Origin of the sequence: Streptomyces sp. NPDC049837, assembly GCF_040674455.1 — a bacterium.
Taxonomy (GTDB): domain Bacteria; phylum Actinomycetota; class Actinomycetes; order Streptomycetales; family Streptomycetaceae; genus Streptomyces.
Genome location: NZ_JBFAMP010000007.1, coordinates 327,728 through 346,973, shown reverse-complemented (window position 1 = coordinate 346,973; position 19,246 = coordinate 327,728). Strand labels below are relative to the sequence as shown.

Sequence of the window (19,246 nt, the reverse complement as noted above, 5' to 3'; positions counted from 1 at the left end):
AAGGACGGACGGGCCGCAGGGGGCACCCCCTGCGGCCCGTCCGCCGTTTCCGCCCCCACCGGCCCGCAGACGGCCACCGGCCGGGGTGGGGCCGTGCAGGGTCGCCCCCGCAGAGGTTGGCGGCGAAGCCGGGGCTCCCATAACCGGCACCCAACGCCGCCGGCCTCGAGGAGGTGAGCCCGGAGGGGCCACGCCCCCCACCCACCGGACAGGCACCGCCCCGGGAGGAACCGCCGCGAAGGCACCGCCCCAGTCCCGTTGTGCCCACCCGTCCCTCCCCCAAGGACTTCGTCCAGGGGGGACCCCCAGCGGGACGATTGCCCACAACGGGTGGGAACCCCAGCGGGACGATTGCCCACAACGGGGCCGGAGGCACCGTCCGGTCAGGCCTCGGGTTCGGGTTCGGCGAGCGCGGCGAGGATGGCCTCGCCGTACTTGGCGAGCTTGTTCTCGCCGACGCCGCTGACGCCGCCCAGGTCGGCGAGGGTGGAGGGCGGGGCGGCTGCGATCTGGCGGAGGGTGGCGTCGTGGAAGATGACGTACGCGGGGACGCCCTGCTCCTTGGCGGTCGCGGCGCGCCAGGCGCGGAGGCGTTCGAAGACCGGGAGGGCCTCGTCGGGCAGGTCGGCGACCGCGGCGCGCTTGGCGGCGCCGCCGGACTTGGCGGCCCGTGCCGGGCGTTCCGGTTCGCTGCGGAGCAGGACCTCGCGGCGGCCGCCGAGGACGTCGGCGGAGGTGTCGGTCAGGACGAGCGTGCCGTAGTCGCCCTCGACGGCGAGGAGGCCCTGGGCGAGGAGCTGGCGCACGACGCCGCGCCACTGCGACTCGTTCAGCTCCGTGCCGATGCCGAAGACGCTCAGCGCGTCGTGGTCGAACTGGATGACCTTGGCGGTCTTGCGGCCGAGCAGGATGTCGATGATCTGGCCCGCGCCGAACTTCTGGTTGCGCTCCCGCTTGAGCCGGACGACGGTCGACAGCAGCTTCTGGGCGGCGATCGTGCCGTCCCACGACTTCGGCGGCGACAGGCACGTGTCGCAGTTGCCGCACGCGGTGGACTCCTGGCCGAAGTACGCCAGCAGCCGCACCCGGCGGCACTCGACCGTCTCGCACAGGGCGAGCATGGCGTCGAGGTGCGCGGCGAGCCGGCGGCGGTGCTCGGCGTCGCCCTCGGAGCCGTCGATCATCTTGCGCTGCTGGACGACGTCCTGGAGCCCGTACGCCAGCCAGGCCGTGGAGGGCAGGCCGTCGCGCCCGGCGCGGCCGGTCTCCTGGTAGTAGCCCTCCACCGACTTCGGCAGGTCGAGGTGGGCGACGAAGCGTACGTCGGGCTTGTCGATGCCCATGCCGAACGCGATGGTGGCGACGACCACGAGCCCGTCCTCGCGGAGGAACCGGGCCTGGTTCTCGGCACGGGTCCGGGCGTCCAGGCCCGCGTGGTACGGGACGGCGTCGATGCCGTTCTCGACCAGGAACGCCGCCGTCTTCTCGACGGACGCCCGCGACAGGCAGTACACGATGCCCGCGTCGCCGGCGTGCTCGCCGCGGATCAGCTCCAGGAGCTGCCGCTTGGGCTCGTTCTTGGGGGCGATGCGGTACTGGATGTTGGGGCGGTCGAAGCTCGCCACGAAGTGCCGGGCGTCGGTGAGCTTCAGCCGGGTGGCGATCTCCGCGTGGGTGGCGCGGGTGGCGGTCGCCGTGAGGGCGATGCGCGGCACGTCGGGCCACCGCTCGTGGAGCGTGGAGAGCTGGAGGTAGTCGGGGCGGAAGTCGTGGCCCCACTGGGCGACACAGTGCGCCTCGTCGATGGCGAACAGCGAGATGGTGCCGCGCTGGAGGAGCTGGAGCGTCGACTCGACGCGCAGCCGCTCCGGCGCCAGGTACAGCAGGTCCAGCTCACCGGCGGCGAACTCGGCCTCCACCAGTCGCCGCTCGTCGAGGTCCTGGGCGGAGTTGAGGAACCCGGCCCGCACGCCGAGCGCCCGCAGGGCGTCGACCTGGTCCTGCATGAGGGCGATCAGCGGCGAGATGACGACTCCGACGCCCCGGCGCACCAGCGCGGGGATCTGGTAGCACAGCGACTTGCCGCCACCGGTCGGCATCAGGACCAGGGCGTCACCGCCGCCCACCACGTGGTCGATGATCTCCCGCTGCGGCCCGCGGAAGGAGTCGTAGCCGAAGACCTTGCCCAGCACCCGCAGGGCGTCGTCGGTCTCGTGGTCCACGTGGTCCAGGTGGTCCGGGTGGTCGTCGCCGGGGGAAGTCATCCGGCGATTCTACGAGCGGCCGCCCCGAACGGCCCAAACGGCGAACGGGGCGGCCGGCGCTCTGGTAGGGCGACGGATCACGCGCTACGGGCTACGGGCTACGGGCTACGGGCTACGGGGCCTTGGTGCCCATCGGGTACTTGTGTCCGCCCAGGCGGCTGTGGGGGCGTCCGTACAGGAAGTACACGACGACGCCGGCGGCCATCCACACCGCGAAGCGGAACCACGTCTCGCCCGGCAGGTTGAGCATCAGCCACACCGACGCGGCGACCGAGAGGATCGGGATGAACGGCACCCACGGGGTGCGGAAGGCGCGGTGCAGGTCGGGGCGGGTGCGGCGCAGGATGATCACGCCCAGGGCGACGACGACGAACGCGAAGAGCGTGCCGATGTTCACCAGGGTCGCCAGCTCGTCGATGCTGGTGAAGCCCGCGATGATCGCGATGAGCACCCCGAGGAGGATGGTGGGGCGGTAGGGGGTGCGGAACTTCGGGTGCGTGACGGAGAAGAACCGCGGCAGCAGCCCGTCGCGGCTCATCGCGAAGAACACCCGGGTCTGGCCGAGGAGCAGGATCAGGCACACGGTGGTGAGGCCGACGGCGGCGCCGAAGCTGATCACACCGGCGTAGAAGGGGTGCCCGGTCGCCTTGAAGGCGTCGGCCAGCGGGGCGCTCACCGAGAGCTGGCTGTAGTGCTGCATGCCGGTGACGACGATCGAGACGGCGACGTAGAGCACGGTGCAGATGAACAGCGAGCCGAGGATGCCGCGCGGCATGTCGCGCTGCGGGACCTTGGTCTCCTCGGCGGCGGTGGCCACCACGTCGAAGCCGATGAAGGCGAAGAAGACGACGGACGCGGCGGTGAAGATGCCCATGACGCCGAAGTTCGTCGGTTCGTAGCCGAAGATCGTCTGCACGAGCGGCGCGTCCCAGCCGGACGAGGCCGGCGGGCTCACCGGGTCGGGGATGAACGGCGAGTAGTTGTCGCCCACGATGAAGAACAGACCCGCGATGATCACGATCATGACGACGGTGACCTTGATGGCCACGACGAGCGCCGTGATGTTGGCGGACAGCTTCATGCCGAGCACCAGGATCACGGTCAGCACCAGGACCAGCAGGAAGGCGAGGAGGTCGAAGGTGCCGCCCGCCACGTCCGGCCCTTGCAGCGCGGCGGGCAGGTGCCAGTCCACGTTGTCCATCAGCGAGCGCACGTACCCGGACCAGCCGACGGCGACGACGGCCGTGCCCAGGGCGAACTCCAGGACGAGGTCCCAGCCGATGATCCAGGCGGGCAGCTCGCCCAGGGAGGCGTACGCGAAGGTGTACGCCGACCCGGCCACCGGGACGGTCGAGGCGAACTCGGCGTAACAGAGGGCGGCCAGCGCGCAGACGATGCCCGCCGTGACGAAGGCGAGGGCGGTGGCCGGCCCGGCGGTCTCCTTGGCCACCTTTCCGGTGAGCACGAAGATGCCCGTGCCGATGATGACACCGACACCGAAGACCGTCAGGTCCCAAGCGGACAGGGACTTCTTCAGTGCGTGTTCGGGCTCCTCGGTGTCCTGGATCGACTGCTCGATGCTCTTTGTCCGGAACATCCCGGTGTCGCGTGACTGCTGGCCCATACTCACCGGCGTACCTCCGTAGCCATCGGCCTCTACCGCCCATGATCGAGAGGGCTGCGGGACCGCGCCCGCCCTGAGAGGCCCTTTCACACGAAAGGACCGGCCGGAAACCCCTGGGGTACTCCGACCGGCCCTATGTGGCCACCGTGGCGTCAGTCGCGGCGTCAGTCGCGCGCGGCTTCGATCTCCTCGTCCTCGTACCTGCCGTCGAGCTTGGAGACCAGGCCGGTGACCTGGCGGGCGATGTCGGGTGCGGTGAGCCCGATCTCGGCCATGACCTCCTTGCGGGAGGCGTGGTCCAGGAAGCGCGGCGGGATGCCGAAGTCGCGCAGCGGTACGTCGACGCCGGCGTCGCGCAGCGCCTGGGCGACCGCGCAGCCGACACCGCCGACGCGGCCGTTGTCCTCGACGGTGACGACGACGCGGTGGCGGTCGGCGAGCGGCGCCATGGCCTCGTCGACCGGCTTGACCCAGCGCGGGTCGACGACGGTGGTGGAGATGCCCTGCTTGTCGAGGAGGTCGGCGATCTCCAGGCACATGGGCGCGAGCGCGCCGACGGAGACCAGCAGCACGTCCGGCCGGTCCGTGCCGGCCTCGCGCAGCACGTCCATGCCGCCGACGCGGCCCACGGCCTCGACGGCCGGGCCGACCGCGCCCTTGGAGTAGCGCACGACGGTCGGCGCGTCGTCGACCTCGACGGCCTCGCGGAGCTGGGCGCGGACCTGGTCGGCGTCGCGCGGGGCGGCGATCCGCAGGCCGGGGACGACCTGGAGGATCGACATGTCCCACATGCCGTTGTGGGAGGCACCGTCGGTGCCGGTGATGCCGGCCCGGTCGAGGACGAACGTCACGCCGCAGTTGTGCAGGGCGACGTCCATCAGGACCTGGTCGAAGGCGCGGTTGAGGAAGGTGGCGTACACCGCGAAGACCGGGTGGAGACCGCCGGTGGCGAGGCCGGCCGCGGAGACGGCGCCGTGCTGCTCGGCGATGCCGACGTCGTACACGCGGTCCGGGAAGGCCTTGGCGAACTTGTCGAGGCCGACCGGCTGGAGCATGGCGGCGGTGATCGCGACGATGTCCTCGCGCTCGTGGCCGAGCTTGACCATCTCGTCGGCGAAGACGCCGGTCCAGTCGGCGCCGGAGGAGGAGATCGGCAGGCCGGTGTCCGGGTGGATCTTGCCGACGGCGTGGAAGCGGTCGGCCTCGTCCGCGAGGGCGGGCTGGTAGCCGCGGCCCTTCTCGGTGAGGCAGTGCACGATGACCGGGCCGCCGAACCGCTTGGCGCGGGCCAGCGCGGACTCCAGCGCCTCGATGTCGTGGCCGTCGATGGGGCCGACGTACTTCAGGCCGAGGTCCTCGAACATGCCCTGCGGGGCGATGAAGTCCTTCAGGCCCTTCTTGGCTCCGTGCAGCGTCTCGTACAGCGGCTTTCCGACGACCGGGGTGCGGTCGAGGATCTCCTTCGTACGGGCGAGGAAGCGCTCGTAGCCGTCGGTGGTGCGGAGCGTGGCGAGGTGGTTGGCGAGGCCGCCGATGGTGGGGGCGTAGGAGCGCTCGTTGTCGTTCACGACGATGACGAGCGGACGGTCCTTGGCCTCGGCGATGTTGTTGAGCGCCTCCCAGGCCATACCGCCGGTGAGGGCCCCGTCGCCGATGACGGCGACGACGTGGTCGTCGCGCTCCAGGACCTCGTTGGCCTTGGCGAGGCCGTCGGCCCAGCCGAGGACGGTGGAGGCGTGGCTGTTCTCGATGATGTCGTGCTCGGACTCGGCCCGCGCGGGGTAGCCGGACAGGCCGCCCTTCATCTTCAGCTTGGAGAAGTCCTGGCGCCCGGTGAGCAGCTTGTGGACGTAGGACTGGTGGCCGGTGTCCCAGAGGATCTTGTCCTTGGGGGACTCGAAGACGCGGTGCAGGGCGATGGTCAGCTCGACCACGCCGAGGTTGGGGCCGAGGTGGCCGCCGGTCTTCGAGACGGCGTCCACCAGGAAGGACCGGATCTCCGCCGCCAACTGTTCCAGCTCCTCCGGGGAGAGCCGGTCGAGATCGCGCGGGCCCGTGATACGGGTCAGCAGAGCCACCCGTGCCTCCTTGCGTGTTGAGCTGGTCGAGCTGCCGATTTTGTCGAGTCTAATGTTCCGCCTCCGACGATGGTCATCGGGCGGTGCGTAACGCGTCAGCCATTGGCTCAGACGCAGCAATGCCCGGCGCCGGTTGTCGGCGCCGGGCATTGCGGTCGTCACATGGGGTTCACCCTATGCGCGACCTGCGGTCTTCTGCGTGCGGCGGGAGACCGAGTCGATCACGACGGCGGCGAGGAGCACCGCGCCGGTGATCATGTACTGGATCTCGGACGCCATGCCGAGCATGTTGAGGCCCTGCTGGATCGACTGGATCACGATCATGCCGAGCAGCGCGGACCAGACCTTGCCGCGGCCGCCGAAGAGGCTGGTGCCGCCGATGACGGCCGCCGCGATGACGAGCATCAGCGTGTTGCCGCCGCCGAGGCTCTTGGTGGCGCCGCCGGAGAGGCTGGCCACGAAGAGGCCGCCGAAGGCGGCGAGCAGGCCGGAGAGGCCGAAGACCAGGATGCGGACCCGGTCGACGTTGATGCCGGCGCGGCGGGCCGCCTCGGCGTTGCCGCCGACCGCGAAGACCTGGCGGCCGAAGGTGGTGCGGCGGGCGACGAAGTCGGCGACGACCAGGACGCCGAGGAAGAGCACCAGGGCGAGCGGCAGGCCGCGGGCGCCGGAGGGCTCGTTCAGGACGTAGGCGACGGCGAAGCATAGGACGGCGACGACGCCGGCGCGCAGCACGATCTCGCTGGTGGGGCGGGCCGGCAGGGCGGCGGCCTTGCGGCGCTTGCTGTCCAGCAGGAGGGAGGCGGCGTAGGCGAGGACGGCGACCAGGGCGAGGCCGTACGCGGCGGCCTTGTCCTCGAAGTAGTAGCCGGTCAGGTGCTCGACGACGCTCCCCGTCGGGGCGTTGATGGAGCCTTCCTGGCCCATGAGCCAGATCTGGAGGCCGCTCCAGCCGAGGAAGCCGGCGAGGGTGACGACGAACGCCGGTACGCCGATCTTGGCGAAGAAGAAGCCGTGGAGCAGGCCGAGCGCGAGGCCGGAGAGGACGGCGATGGCGACGGCGAGCCAGTCGTTCATGCCGTTGCTCACATTGAGCACGGCCCAGACGGCGGCGCCGACCCCCGCGACGGAGCCGACCGAGAGGTCGATCTCGCCGAGGATCAGGACGAAGACGATGCCGACCGCCATGATGCCGAGGCCGGAGGTGTAGACGGCGATGTTGGCGACGGAGCTGGCGGAGAGGAAGTTGCTGTTCTGCGACTGGAAGACGATCGCGATGACGATCAGGCCGATGAACACGGGCAGGGAGCCCAGCTCACCGCCGCGGACCTTGCGCTTGAACTCCGTCCAGTAGCCCTTGAGGCCCTCTTCGCGTACGAGGAGCCGCGGGTCGACGGCGGGGACGGGGGCCGCCGACTCCTCGGGGGCTGCGTGGGTCTTGGTGAGGTCGCTCACTTCGCGTCCTCCTTCGTGGCCGTACGCGCCTGCCGGCGGGTCACGGCGTTGTCCGTGGCACCGGTGATCGCGGCGATGATCGTTTCGTGCGTGGTGTCCTTGACGTCGAAGACACCGTTGTTGCGGCCCAGGCGCAGCACGGCCACCTTGTCCGCGACGGCGCGGACGTCGGCCATGTTGTGGCTGATGAGGATGACCCCGTGGCCGCGCTCGCGCAGCCGCTCGACCAGGTCGAGGACCTGGGCGGTCTGCTCGACGCCGAGGGCGGCGGTCGGCTCGTCCAGGATGACGATCTTGGGGTCGCCGATCAGGGCGCGGGCGATGGCCACGACCTGGCGCTGACCGCCGGAGAGGGAGGCGACGGGGATGCGGACGCTGGGGATGCGGATGGACAGGGTGTCCAGCAGTTCCTTGGCGCGCTTCTCCATCGCGATCTCGTCGAGGACGGAGAGGCTCTTCAGCTCGCTGCCGAGGAAGAGGTTGGCGACGACGTCGAGGTTGTCGCAGAGGGCCAGGTCCTGGTAGACGGTGGCGACCCCGAGTTCCTGGGCGTCGTTCGGCCGGTTGATCCGGACCGCGTTGCCCTCCCATTCGATGGCGCCTTCATCGATGGGGTGGACTCCCGAGATGGTCTTGACGAGCGTCGACTTGCCGGCGCCGTTGTCGCCGACCAGGGCGACGACCTCACCGGCATGGATCTCCAGGTCTACGTCGGTGAGCGCCTGGACGGCGCCGAACCGCTTGGAGACTCCGCGCAACGCCAGCACTGGCGTAGCGAACACGTGAATCATCTCCTTCGCCGCCTGTCCGGCGGGGATGGTGGTACGTGGAGCACAGGGGTGGTGTGCGGTACCCGCCGGGCGGGGGGCCGGGCGGGTCATGGGTCTTGTGGGTGGCTGGGACGACCCGGGCGTTGGCCGAGGCCGGTGGCCGAGGCCGGGTGGCCCGGAGGCCGTGGCCCGGAGGCCGGTGGCCGTGGCCGGTGGCCGTGGCCTGGAGGCCGGTGGCCGAGGCCGGTGGCCGTGGCCGGGTGGCCGGAGACCGTGGCCTGGAGGCCGGTGGCCCTGGCCGGTGGCCGAGGCATGGAGGCCGTGGCCAGGTGGGCCGGGCCCGGGAGGCCAAGGCCCCGAAACCGGTGGCCGTGGCCCGAAGGCCGGTGGCCGTGACCGCCTGGCCGGGACCGGGTCCCGGGGTCCGGCCGGGGTCACTGGCCGGTGACCGGTGGTCGGTGGTCGGTGGCTCCTGGGCTCCAGCCGTGGCCGGGGACCTGGCCGGGCCGGTGGCCAGCCGGGGCCTTGGCCTGGCGTCCGAGCCGTCGGGGCCGGGGCACCCGGGGGGGCCGGAGGCCCCGGGGGTGAGTCCGGCGCCCGCCCGTGCTTGCGGGGCGTGGAGGGCGGGCGCCGGACCGGTCCGGGAGGGGGCGGTTACTTGATGCCGGCCGCGGCGCAGGCCGCCTTGTACTCGGCCGTGCAGATGTCCGCGGCCTTGTAGACCTTGTCCGCGATGATCGTGGAGGCGATGTTCTCCTTGGTCACGATCTGCGCGTCGTACAGCTTGGCCGGGATGCCCTTGAACTCACCGGTGAGGCTGGTGACCTTGGTCGGGGTGAGGTCGTCGATCTTCTCGCCCTTCAGCAGGCGGACCGCGATCTCCGCGGTGGTCTCGGCCTCCGGCTTGATCTGCTTGTAGATCGTGAAGGCCTGGTCACCCGTCAGGATGCGCTGGAGACCGGCGAGCTCGGCGTCCTGGCCGCCGACCGGAACCTTGATGCCCTGCTTCTTCAGGGCGGTGATGATGCCGCCGGCCATGCCGTCGTTGGCGGAGTAGACGCCCTGGAAGCCGTCCTTGCCCAGGGAGTCGATGGCCGCGCCCATCTTCTTGTTGGCCTCGTCCGGGGACCAGTCCGGGATGTCCTGCTCGTAGACGACCTTCTTGACGCCGGTGTCCAGGACGCTGTGCGCGCCCTTCTTGAACAGCGGGGCGTTCGGGTCGGTCGGCGAGCCGTTGATCATGACGACGTTGCTGTCCTTGGCCTTGGCGCCGAGCGCCTTGACCAGGCCCTCGCCCTGGAGGCGGCCGATCTTCTCGTTGTCGTAGCTCACGTACGCGGAGATCGGGCCCTCGGCCAGGCGGTCGTACGCGACGACCTTGACGCCCTTCTTCTCGGCCTGCTGCACCCAGGACTTGGTGGCCTTGTAGTCGACCGAGTCGAGGATGATCACCTTGACGCCCTGCGTGACCAGCGCGTCGAACTGCTTCTTCTGGGTCTCGGTGTCCTGTGCGGCGTTGTTGTACTTGACCTCGCAGTCGCCGCACAGTTCCTGGATCTTCGCCTCGATGATCGGGCGGTCGAACGTCTCGTAACGGGTCGTCTTGTTCTCCGGCAGCAGCAGACCGATGGTCTTGCTGTCGCCTCCACTGCCGCCGGCGGTGTCGCCGTCGCCCGCCTTGCCACAAGCGGCGAGGGAAGCGGCCATGGATACCGCTGCCGTGCCTATGACGATGCGTCGCGTCATTGCGTTCATGTGGGGTTGCCTCCCTGACGAGGCCGCGACGTTGCGGCCGAGGTGGCTGGAAGTCAACTCGGCCGTAACGTCGTCGTCAAGGAGTAAATTGACAACGAGATGACAACGGTGCCATCCGTTATCTAAGTGAACGCAGGCGTAGTCGACGGCAGCGCGCTCTCCAACAGGGTCGAATCACCCATTTCGCTCAGTACGAGCGCGAGCGCGCCCAGCACCTCCGCCCGCCCGCCGAGCGCCCCGGGGGCGACCGAGAGCTGCCGGGCCGCGCTGGGGATGGCGTACCGGGAGACCGAGTCGCGGATGGGTCCCAGCACCAGTTCCCCGGCCTCCGCGAGGTCGCCGCCCAGGACGACGCGGCTGGGGTTGAGGAGATTGCAGAGGTTGGCCACGCCGCTGCCGATGTGCCGCCCGACATCGCCGATCACCCGGCGGCAGCCGGGGTCGCCCTCGCGCGCGAGCTGCACGACCCGCTCCATGGTCAGGTCGGCCCCGTGGCTGGGCTGGAGCAGCGGCAGCACGTACCGGGCTGCGGTGAACGTCTCCAGGCAGCCGCGGTTGCCGCAGCGGCACACCGGCCCCGACTCGTCGAGCGTGATGTGGCCGATCTCGCCGGCCGTGCCGCCGGGGCCCCGGTAGATCTGCCCGTCGATCACCAGGCCGGCGCCGACACCGCTGGCGACCTTGATGTACGCAAGGTCCTTCACCCCGCGCCCGCCGCCCCAGACCAGCTCGCCGAGCGCGCCGAGGTTGGCGTCGTTGTCGACGTACACCGGGACGCCGAGGCGGCGGGAGAGCTCCTCGCTGGGGTTGATGCCGGTCCAGCCCGGCAGGATCGAGGTGGAGCCGAGGGTGCCGGACGAGACGTCGATGGGCCCGGGTACGCCGAGGCCGACGCCGATCACCTTGTCCTGGCCGATCCCGGTGGCCGCGATCAGCCGCTTGACCAGCGCCTGCGCCCGGTCGAAGCCCTCCTCGGACGACGCGTCGACGTCGAGCGGTTCGGACTCCTCGGCGAGCACCTGGTGGGCCAGGTTGCCGACGGCGACGCGCAGGTGGGTGTGGCCGAAGTCGACGCCGATGACGATGCCGGCGTCCCCGCTGAGCGAGACGCTGCGGGCCCGGCGCCCGCCCGCCGAGGTGGGGGTCACCTCGACGGTGCCGCCGTCCTTGAGCTCGCGGACGATGTTGGAGACCGTGGCGGCGGACAGGCCGGTGGTCCTGGCGATCTCCGCCTGGGTGAGCGAACCCGCCATACGCACCGCGCGCACGACCCGCTCGAGATTGGCCCGATGCAGAGATGTCTGCGACCCCGGAGTCTCCATCGACTCACTCACTCCTGCCGTTTTCTCCAACATGTGAACTCTAAGCTGAGCCTTTTGGGTTGGTCCCCGTCAAGACCTTGAGCGTTGTAGACCTCCGATGAGCGAATGAGATGCGGAGGAATCGGATATTTACCCCCACGACATACGGAAACGGCCCGTCGGGAGCGAGCGCTCCACCGACGAGCCGTTTCGTTTCGTAACGCGAATCGTGATGCGAACGGGTGACGCGGACTACTTCAGGGCACCCGCCGTGAGGCCCGACTGCACCTGCCGCTGGAAGATCGAGTACACGATCAGCACCGGCAGCATGGCGATCATCATGCCCGCCATCAGCGCGCCCCAGTCGTTCTCGTAACCCTGCTGCAACGCGATCATCGCCAGCCCCTGGGTGAGGACGTATTTGTCCTCCTGCTGATTGAGCACCATCGGCAGCAGGTACTGGTTCCACTGCCCCAGGAAGTTGAAGATGCCGATGCTGATCAGGCCCGGCTTGGCCATCGGCAGCATCACCTGGAAGAACGTCCGCGTGTGCGAAGCGCCGTCGATCATCGCCGCCTCGGCCACCGAGGTCGGCAGCGTACGGAAGAACGCCGTCATGAAGAACACGGTGAACGGCAGCGAGTACGCGATGTAGACCAGGATCAGTCCGTGGTACGTCGCCAGCAGCGAACTGCCCGGGAAGTCCCGCATCACGAAGAAGAGCGGAATGACCAGCATGAAGACCGGGAAGGACATGCCGGCCACGAACAGGTAGTAGATGAGCCGGTTGCCGGGGAAGGTGAAGCGGGCCAGGACGTACGCCGCCATCGACCCGAGCACCATCGTGCCGATGACCGACCCGCCCACCACGATCGCCGTGTTGATGAAGTACTGGCCCATGTTCGCGTCGTTCCACGCGTTGGACCAGTTCTCCCAGTGCAGGACCGTCGGCAGGCCCCACGGGTCGGTCAGGATGCCGTTGCTGTCCTTGAAGGCGCTCCACAGCACCCACAGCAGCGGCACGCCCACCATCAGCGCCCACAGCACGAGGATGCCGTGGGAGAAGACGTTGAGCACCCCGCCCTCGGAGGTGCGGCCGCTCGTCGGGCCGAGCTGCCGGGTGACCTTGGCGGGCGCCGGGGACTCCCGCTTGGTCACCGCTTGGATCTCTTCGATCTCGTCGGTCGTCATCCCCGTACCCCTAGTACTCGATCCGCTCACGGCGCGCGAAGCGCATCGTGAGCACTGCGAACGTCATGGTGACGATGAGCATCGCGACGCCCATGGCGGAGGCGTAGCCGAACTGGCTGTCCCGGAACGCCGTCAGGTACAGCCGCAGCGGCATGACGTCGGTCGCGCCGTCGGGACCGCCCATGTTCACCGACATGATCTGGACCAGCGCGAAGGCGTCCAGGGCGATGATGCCCATGTACACCCAGCCGGTCTGGACCGTGTCCCACAGCAGCGGGAGGGTGATCCTGAAGAAGGTGTGGAAGCGGCTGGCTCCGTCCAGCAGGGCCGCCTCGTAGATGTCCCGGGGGATGGAGGCCATCGCGGCGGAGAAGAGCACCACGTAGAAGCCGACGTGACCCCAGACCATGACCGCGCTGATGCACCACAGCGCGAGGCTCTTCTCCCCCAGCCAGGAGTTCTGGAGGCTGTCCAGCCCGACCGCGCCCAGCAGGGAGTTGAGCATGCCGTCGTTCGGATCGGGGTTGTAGATGTTGAACCAGATGACGGCGATGATCGTGATGGAGATGACCTGCGGGAAGAAGAAGACGAACTTGTAGAACTTCGAGCCGGCGACACCGGTGACGACTTCGTTCTTCCGGCGGCGGCCGCCCACATTGAGCATGAAGGCGAAGAAGAGGCCGAGCGCGAGCGTGACCACGGGGACGAGCGCCAGCATGTAGACGTTGTGGCGCAGCGCGTTCCAGAAATCGTCGCTTTCCCACAGCTTGCTGAAGTTGTCCAGGCCCACGAATTTCGCGGTGCCCACCAGTCCGGACCAGTCGGTCATCGAGATCTGGAACGCCTGGACGAACGGCGAGATGACGAAAACGCCGTAAATGAGCAGAGGCAGGGCCAGGAAGCCCACGATGAATCGGTATTTGCCGTGTTGCATGGTGCTCCCCGGCCCTTCCCCTCGTTTTGTCGAACTGTCAGGTCAGGCGATTGAAGACCGTCATGCCGTCATGCCATCACGCCGTGCGCTTGAACTTGGTGACCGAGTCGTCCTTGGCGACCTTGTCGCACTCCGCCTGGGTCTTCTTGATCCAGTCGGCGGCCTTCAGCTCACCGGCGAGGAGCTGGCCGGTCAGGCCGCCGATCTTCTCGTCGGTGAGCGCCGGGTACCACTCCTGGAGCTGAAGGCTGATCAGGTTGTCCCCGGCCTCCTTGAAGACCTTGCTGGCGGAGGCGAGCCCGGGTGAGAGGGTCATGCCCTCGGTGGCGTTCATGACACAGGTCAGGGACTTCACCTTCGTCGCGAAGTTCTGCGCGTGCTTCTTGGAGAGCATGATGCGCAGCAGCTCCATGCCGCCGGCCGGGTTCTTGCCCTTGCTGGCGACGATGTACGGCTCGCTCGGCTCGGCGCGCAGGGTGCCGTGCGGCATCTTGTCGCCGGTGCCGTCGAAGAGCGCGCCGACGGCCATGCCGAAGTCGGCGGGCGTGGTGGGGGCGGCCTCGTTCTCGACCCAGGAGCCGTTGGGGATGAAGACGGCCTTGCCCTTGTTCCAGGCGGTCTGGGACTGGATGTGGGTCAGGCCCTGGCTGCCTTCGAGGAAGTACTTCTTGGCGGCGAGTTCCTCGTAGTGCTCGACGACCTCCTTGACCGCGTCGTTGGAGGTCCAGGCGTTCGGCTCCAGGTTGTCGATGGCGATCCACTTCTCCATGCCGCCGATCTTGGCGATCTGGGCGAAGAGGTTGAAGTGGACGTAGTAGGGGAATTTGCCCGCGTAGGTCCAGGGGGCGATGCCGGCCTTCTTGATCTCGCCGCAGAGGGTGACCATCTCGGAGAGGGTCTTGGGGTACGTCCAGCCCTTGTCGGCCAGCAGCTTCTGCGAGTACCAGGTGCCGTAGATGGTGAAGGCGTAGTAGAGCACGTCGAAGGTGTCGCCGTGCTTGCCCTTTTCGACGGTGCTCGGGTGGATCGTGTCGCGGACCTTCTTGGCCGGGTCGTCGATGGAGGGCGCGTCGAGCAGTGCGGCGAGGTCCTGGAGCTGGCCCTGGGTGGACAGCTTGTTCATGTCGAGGTGGTCGGCGCCGGAGTTGTCGATGACGTCCGGCGGGTTGCCGCCCGCGAAGCGCGGGGTGAGCTTGGGGCCGACCTGCTGGGTGCCGGTGTGCTTGACCTCGGCGCCGTAGGTGGCCTTGTAGTCGGCCTCGGCGTCCTTGGCGTACTGGTCGCCGAGGCCGCCCTTGAAGATGAAGGCCTCCAGCGGGGCGCCCTTGGCGACGCCGAGCGGGTTCTTCTCGGACTTGGCGCCGCCGGGCGCCTTCGTCTGCGTGTCGTTGCCGCCGCCACCGCCGGTGGCGCAGGCGGACAGGACGCTCATGGTCGGCACGGTGATCAGGCCGAGCGCGGCGGACCGCTTGATCAGGTCGCGACGGCCGAGGCCGTCACCGTCGTTGCGGGCGGACGTGGATCCCATGCTCAAGTCCTCGCCTTCTCCAGGACTCAGGCGGTGTACCGGTCGCCCGTCCTGCTCGCCTGAGGCGAAGGGCCCCGCCACCGCGGTCATTTGCTGGGTCGTGCAGGTGCTGGGTACTCGTACTGTGCTGGCCGACAGGTATAGTCCACTTCGCGTCACATGAGCAAGATCGAAAGCAACTTTGGACAGCAGTCTTTCCCGAGTTGAGACCTCGGGGAAATACCGAAGCGCCGGGTCCGCATACGTCGGCCATATGGTTCGACAGAACGGCTGAATCGGATCTTGCCGCGCCGTCAACACCCTTGACACCGCACGCCACTTACCTCCCTACTGGTTCTTGCCCAGTTGGCCTGACAACGTTGTCCAACGCGCTTTCGGCAGGAGGCAGGACGCGGGATGCAGCCCAGACAGCCCAGCACGTCCGCACCGAGAACCCGTTACCGACACACCCGTGCACACCCCCGTGGATACCCCCGTACGGCCGCCCTCGTGGCGGCCGCTTCGCTGATCGCGGCGGCCGTCCCGTCGGCGACCGCCCTCGCCCTCCCCGGCCGGCCCGCTCAACCGGCCGCGACCGAGCGGGAATTCCACTCGTCCTTCGAGGCGGACGAACGCCCACCCGACTGGCGCAACACGGTCGACGTGGGCGCCGACGGCCGCAAGCGGGCGTCCGGCGTCGACGGCGCCTACTCGGCGGGCATACCCGGCAACGTCACCGACAAGGTCACCGCGCTGCGCGCCAGCGGCGAGAACGGCGGCGCCGGCGAGACCAAGGAGAACCTGGTCGACCTCCAGCCGAGCACCAAGTGGCTCACCTTCACGCCCACCGCCTGGGTCGAATTCGACCTGGACGAACCCGTCAAGGTGGTGACATACGCGCTCACTTCCGCGAACGACCACGCCCCGCGCGACCCGAAGAACTGGACGCTTCTGGGCTCGGCCGACGGCACGGAGTGGAAGGTCCTGGACACCCGCGAGGGCGAGACCTTCGCCAAGCGCTTCGAGACCAGGACGTACGACTTCGACAATTCAACGGAGTACGCGCACTACCGGCTGGAAATCACGGCGAACAACGGCGCCTCCGGCATCACCCAGCTCGCCGACGTCCAGTTCTCGAACGGTGACGCCTCCACGCCCGTCCCGCCCGACATGCGCAGCCACGTCGACCGCGGCCCGGGCGGCTCCCCCACCGCCAAGGCGAACGCCGGGTTCACCGGGGTGCGGGCCCTGCGGTACGCGGGCACGCACAAACCGGGCGGGCGGGCCTACTCGTACAACAAGGTCTTCGACGTGAACACGGCCGTGCGGCGCGACACCGAGCTGTCGTACCGGATCTTCCCCTCCATGCCGGAGACGGACCTGAACTACCCGGCCACGAACGTCGCCGTGGACCTGGCCTTCACCGACGGCACGTACCTGAGCGACCTGCGGGCCGTCGACAGCCACGGCGGGGCGCTCACCCCGCAGGGCCAGGGCGCCGCCAAGCGGCTCTACGTCAACCAGTGGAACCAGGTGACGTCCGGGATCGGGACGGTGGCGGCCGGCCGGACCGTGGACCGGATCCTGGTGGCGTACGACTCCCCCAAGGGCCCGGCGAAGTTCCAGGGCTGGATCGACGACATCACCATCAGGCGCGCGGCCCCCGCCGACCACCGGTCCCGCCCCTCCGACCTCGCCTCGACCGTACGCGGCACCAACTCCAGCGGCTCGTACTCCCGCGGCAACACGTTCCCCGCGACAGCGGTGCCCCATGGCTTCAACTTCTGGACGCCCGTGACCAACGCGGCGTCCAAGAGCTGGCTCTACGAGTACGCGCGCGGGAACAACGCCGACAACCTGCCCACGGTGCAGGCGTTCAGCGCCAGCCATGAGCCGAGCCCCTGGATGGGCGACCGGCAGACCTTCCAACTGCTGCCCTCGGCCGCCGCCGGGACCCCGGAGACCGACCGCGTCCGCCGCGCCCTGCCGTTCCGCCACGAGAACGAGACGGCCAGGCCCCACTACTACGGCGTGACGTTCGAGAACGGCATCCGGGCCGAGATCACCCCGACCGACCACGCGGCGATGATGCGGTTCACCTACCCGGGCGCGGACGCGTCGGTCGTCTTCGACAACGTCACCGACGAGGGCGGCCTCACGCTCGACCCGGCGACCCGCTCCTTCACCGGCTTCTCGGACGTCAAGAGCGGCCTGTCGACCGGCGCGACCCGGATGTTCGTGTACGGCGTCTTCGACGCGCCGGTCACCGGCTCCGCGTCGGCGGGCGTCAAGGGCCACCTGCGCTTCGACGCGGGGGCGGACCGGACGGTGACGCTGCGCATGGCGACGTCGCTGATCAGCGTCGAGCAGGCGAAGCGGAACCTGGCCGCCGAAGTCCCGGCGGGCACAGGCTTCGAACGCGTACGGGCACGGGCACAGGCCGCGTGGGACCGGATCCTCGGCCGGGTGACCGTCGAGGGCGCGACCCGTGACCAGCTCGTCACCCTGTACTCCAGCCTCTACCGGCTGTACCTGTACCCCAACTCCGGCTTCGAGAAGGTCGACGGCGAGGACCGGTACGCGAGCCCCTTCTCGCCGCAGACCGGTCCGGACACGCCGACCCACACGGGCGCGAAGATCGTCGATGGCAAGGTGTACGTCAACAACGGCTTCTGGGACACGTACCGGACGACCTGGCCCGCGTACTCCTTCCTCACCCCCCGCAAGGCGGGTGAGCTGGTGGACGGCTTCGTCCAGCAGTACAAGGACGGCGGCTGGATCTCCCGCTGGTCGTCGCCCGGATACGCGGACCTGATGACCGGTACGTCGTCCGACGTGGCGTTCGCCGACGCGTACGTCAAGGGCGTGGACTTCGACGCGGAGGCGGCGTACGAGGCGGCGCTGAAGAACGCGACGGTGGTGCCGCCCGCGTCGGGCGTCGGCCGCAAGGGCATGGACACCTCCCCCTTCCTCGGCTACGCCTCCACCGCGACGCACGAGGGCCTGTCCTGGTCCCTTGAGGGCTACCTCAACGACTACGGCCTGTCCAAGATGGCCGACGCGCTGTTCCAGAAGACCAAGAAGCCCCGCTACAAGGAGGAGTCGGCGTACTTCCTCAACCGCGCCCGCAATTACGTCACGCTCTTCGACAAGGAGGCCGGCTTCTTCCAGGGCCGGGACCTCAAGGGCGCGTGGCGGGTGCCGTCGGCCTCGTACGACCCGCGGGTGTGGGGCTACGACTACACGGAGACGAACGGCTGGGGCTATGCCTTCACCGCCCCGCAGGACAGCCGGGGCCTGGCCAATCTGTACGGTGGACGTGCGGGCCTGGCGAAGAAGCTCGACACCTACTTCTCGACGCCCGAGACCGCCTCGCCCGAGTTCGTCGGCTCGTACGGCAGTGTCATCCATGAGATGACGGAGGCGCGGGACGTGCGGATGGGGATGTACGGGCACTCCAACCAGGTCGCCCACCACGTCACGTACATGTACAACGCGGCCTCGCAGCCGTGGAAGACGCAGGAGAAGGTGCGCGAGGTGCTGTCCCGTCTCTACACGGGCAGCGAGATCGGGCAGGGCTACCACGGCGACGAGGACAACGGCGAACAGTCCGCCTGGTGGCTGTTCTCGGCGCTCGGCTTCTACCCGCTGGTGATGGGCAGCGGCGAGTACGCGATCGGCTCGCCGCTGTTCACCAAGGCGACCGTGCGGATGGACAACGGGCGCACGCTGGTGGTCAAGGCCCCGGAGAACAGCGCGCGGAACGTCTATGTGCAGGGACTGAAGGTCAACGGTAAGCGCTGGACGTCGACGGCGCTGCCGCACGCGCTGGTCGCGCGCGGCGGGACGCTGGAGTTCGACATGGGGCCGGAGCCGTCGGCGTGGGGCACGGGCCGGCACGCGGCGCCCGTCTCCATCACCCGGGACGATTCCGTGCCTTCACCTCGCCGGGACGTGCTGGCGGGCGCGGGCGAGCTGTTCGACGACACGTCGGCGACGGCGGCCTCGGTGGAGGCCGTGGAGCTGCCGGTACCGGCGGGCGGCACGCGGGCGGTCCAGTACACGCTGACGTCGGCGGCGCGGGGGTCCGCCCCTTCGGGGTGGGTGCTCCAGGGCTCACGGGACGGCACGGCGTGGACGGACCTCGACCGGCGGTCGGGTGAGTCGTTCGCCTGGGACCGGCAGACCCGGGTGTTCTCGGTGGCGCGGCCCGGTACGTACGAGAGGTACCGGCTGGTGCCGAGCGCCGTCTCGACGCTGGCGGAGGTGGAGCTGCTGCGCTGAGCGGGCGGATGTCCGGCCCGGCGCGCGGGCGGAGGCGCGTGCGCCGGGTCGCCATCCATGTCCGGACGTGCGCTCTCCGCGCC

The 19,246-nt window shown here is 69.3% G+C and carries 11 protein-coding genes; 1 reads left to right on the top strand and 10 read right to left on the bottom strand.

The genetic code is table 11. From position 1 onward, the window contains the following. Positions 1–383 precede the first annotated feature (383 nt). The 10 genes from recQ to ngcE all read right to left on the bottom strand — a co-directional run bounded on the left by recQ (position 384) and on the right by ngcE (position 14,900). Complete coding sequence (recQ, locus tag AB0J57_RS21625) at positions 384–2,264, bottom strand: DNA helicase RecQ (protein ID WP_366129873.1); 1,881 nt, start codon at positions 2,262–2,264, stop codon at positions 384–386. 112 nt (positions 2,265–2,376) lie between these two features. Continuing rightward, positions 2,377–3,888: an amino acid permease gene (locus AB0J57_RS21620; protein WP_366129872.1), complete on the bottom strand. Its 1,512-nt coding sequence runs from the start codon at positions 3,886–3,888 to the stop codon at positions 2,377–2,379. A 164-nt stretch (positions 3,889–4,052) separates the two neighbouring features. Next, on the bottom strand, positions 4,053–5,966 hold the full coding sequence (gene dxs / locus AB0J57_RS21615; RefSeq protein ID WP_366129871.1) for a 1-deoxy-D-xylulose-5-phosphate synthase: 1,914 nt from the start codon (positions 5,964–5,966) through the stop codon (positions 4,053–4,055). 174 nt (positions 5,967–6,140) lie between these two features. Then, positions 6,141–7,421: a sugar ABC transporter permease gene (locus AB0J57_RS21610; protein ID WP_366129870.1), complete on the bottom strand. Its 1,281-nt coding sequence runs from the start codon at positions 7,419–7,421 to the stop codon at positions 6,141–6,143. Beyond that, complete coding sequence (locus AB0J57_RS21605; RefSeq protein ID WP_366129869.1) at positions 7,418–8,212, bottom strand: ATP-binding cassette domain-containing protein; 795 nt, start codon at positions 8,210–8,212, stop codon at positions 7,418–7,420. Before AB0J57_RS21605 ends, AB0J57_RS21610 begins: the two co-directional genes overlap by 4 nt. Positions 8,213–8,845: 633 nt before the next feature. After that, the gene (locus AB0J57_RS21600; protein WP_366129919.1) at positions 8,846–9,937 is read right to left on the bottom strand and encodes a substrate-binding domain-containing protein; all 1,092 of its coding nucleotides are present in this window, start codon (positions 9,935–9,937) and stop codon (positions 8,846–8,848) included. A 131-nt stretch (positions 9,938–10,068) separates the two neighbouring features. Beyond that, positions 10,069–11,268, bottom strand: a complete 1,200-nt coding sequence (locus tag AB0J57_RS21595; protein ID WP_366129868.1) for an ROK family transcriptional regulator — start codon at positions 11,266–11,268, stop codon at positions 10,069–10,071. A 231-nt stretch (positions 11,269–11,499) separates the two neighbouring features. Continuing rightward, a complete protein-coding gene (locus AB0J57_RS21590; protein WP_366129867.1) occupies positions 11,500–12,438 on the bottom strand; it encodes a carbohydrate ABC transporter permease in 939 nt (312 codons plus the stop codon). A 10-nt stretch (positions 12,439–12,448) separates the two neighbouring features. Then, entirely contained in the window at positions 12,449–13,372 is a 924-nt protein-coding gene (locus AB0J57_RS21585; protein WP_366129866.1) for a sugar ABC transporter permease, read from the bottom strand. A 76-nt stretch (positions 13,373–13,448) separates the two neighbouring features. Then, positions 13,449–14,900 carry an N-acetylglucosamine/diacetylchitobiose ABC transporter substrate-binding protein gene (ngcE, locus tag AB0J57_RS21580; RefSeq protein ID WP_366129865.1) on the bottom strand — a complete coding sequence of 484 codons (1,452 nt, stop codon included), beginning with the start codon at positions 14,898–14,900 and terminating at the stop codon, positions 13,449–13,451. Between the two features lie 489 nt (positions 14,901–15,389). On the opposite strand from ngcE, the gene AB0J57_RS21575 reads away from it, so the two are divergent. Beyond that, entirely contained in the window at positions 15,390–19,163 is a 3,774-nt protein-coding gene (locus AB0J57_RS21575; RefSeq protein WP_366129864.1) for a GH92 family glycosyl hydrolase, read from the top strand. The last annotated feature ends 83 nt before the right edge of the window (positions 19,164–19,246 follow it).

Coding starts and splice junctions, on each gene's coding strand:
- AB0J57_RS21595 (WP_366129868.1), bottom strand. CDS start 11,268: ATGGAGACTCCGGGGTCGCAGACATCTCTGCATCGGGCCAATCTCGAG.
- AB0J57_RS21585 (WP_366129866.1), bottom strand. CDS start 13,372: ATGCAACACGGCAAATACCGATTCATCGTGGGCTTCCTGGCCCTGCCT.
- AB0J57_RS21600 (WP_366129919.1), bottom strand. CDS start 9,937: ATGACGCGACGCATCGTCATAGGCACGGCAGCGGTATCCATGGCCGCT.
- AB0J57_RS21605 (WP_366129869.1), bottom strand. CDS start 8,212: ATGATTCACGTGTTCGCTACGCCAGTGCTGGCGTTGCGCGGAGTCTCC.
- AB0J57_RS21590 (WP_366129867.1), bottom strand. CDS start 12,438: ATGACGACCGACGAGATCGAAGAGATCCAAGCGGTGACCAAGCGGGAG.
- AB0J57_RS21620 (WP_366129872.1), bottom strand. CDS start 3,888: ATGGGCCAGCAGTCACGCGACACCGGGATGTTCCGGACAAAGAGCATC.
- ngcE (WP_366129865.1), bottom strand. CDS start 14,900: ATGGGATCCACGTCCGCCCGCAACGACGGTGACGGCCTCGGCCGTCGC.
- recQ (WP_366129873.1), bottom strand. CDS start 2,264: ATGACTTCCCCCGGCGACGACCACCCGGACCACCTGGACCACGTGGAC.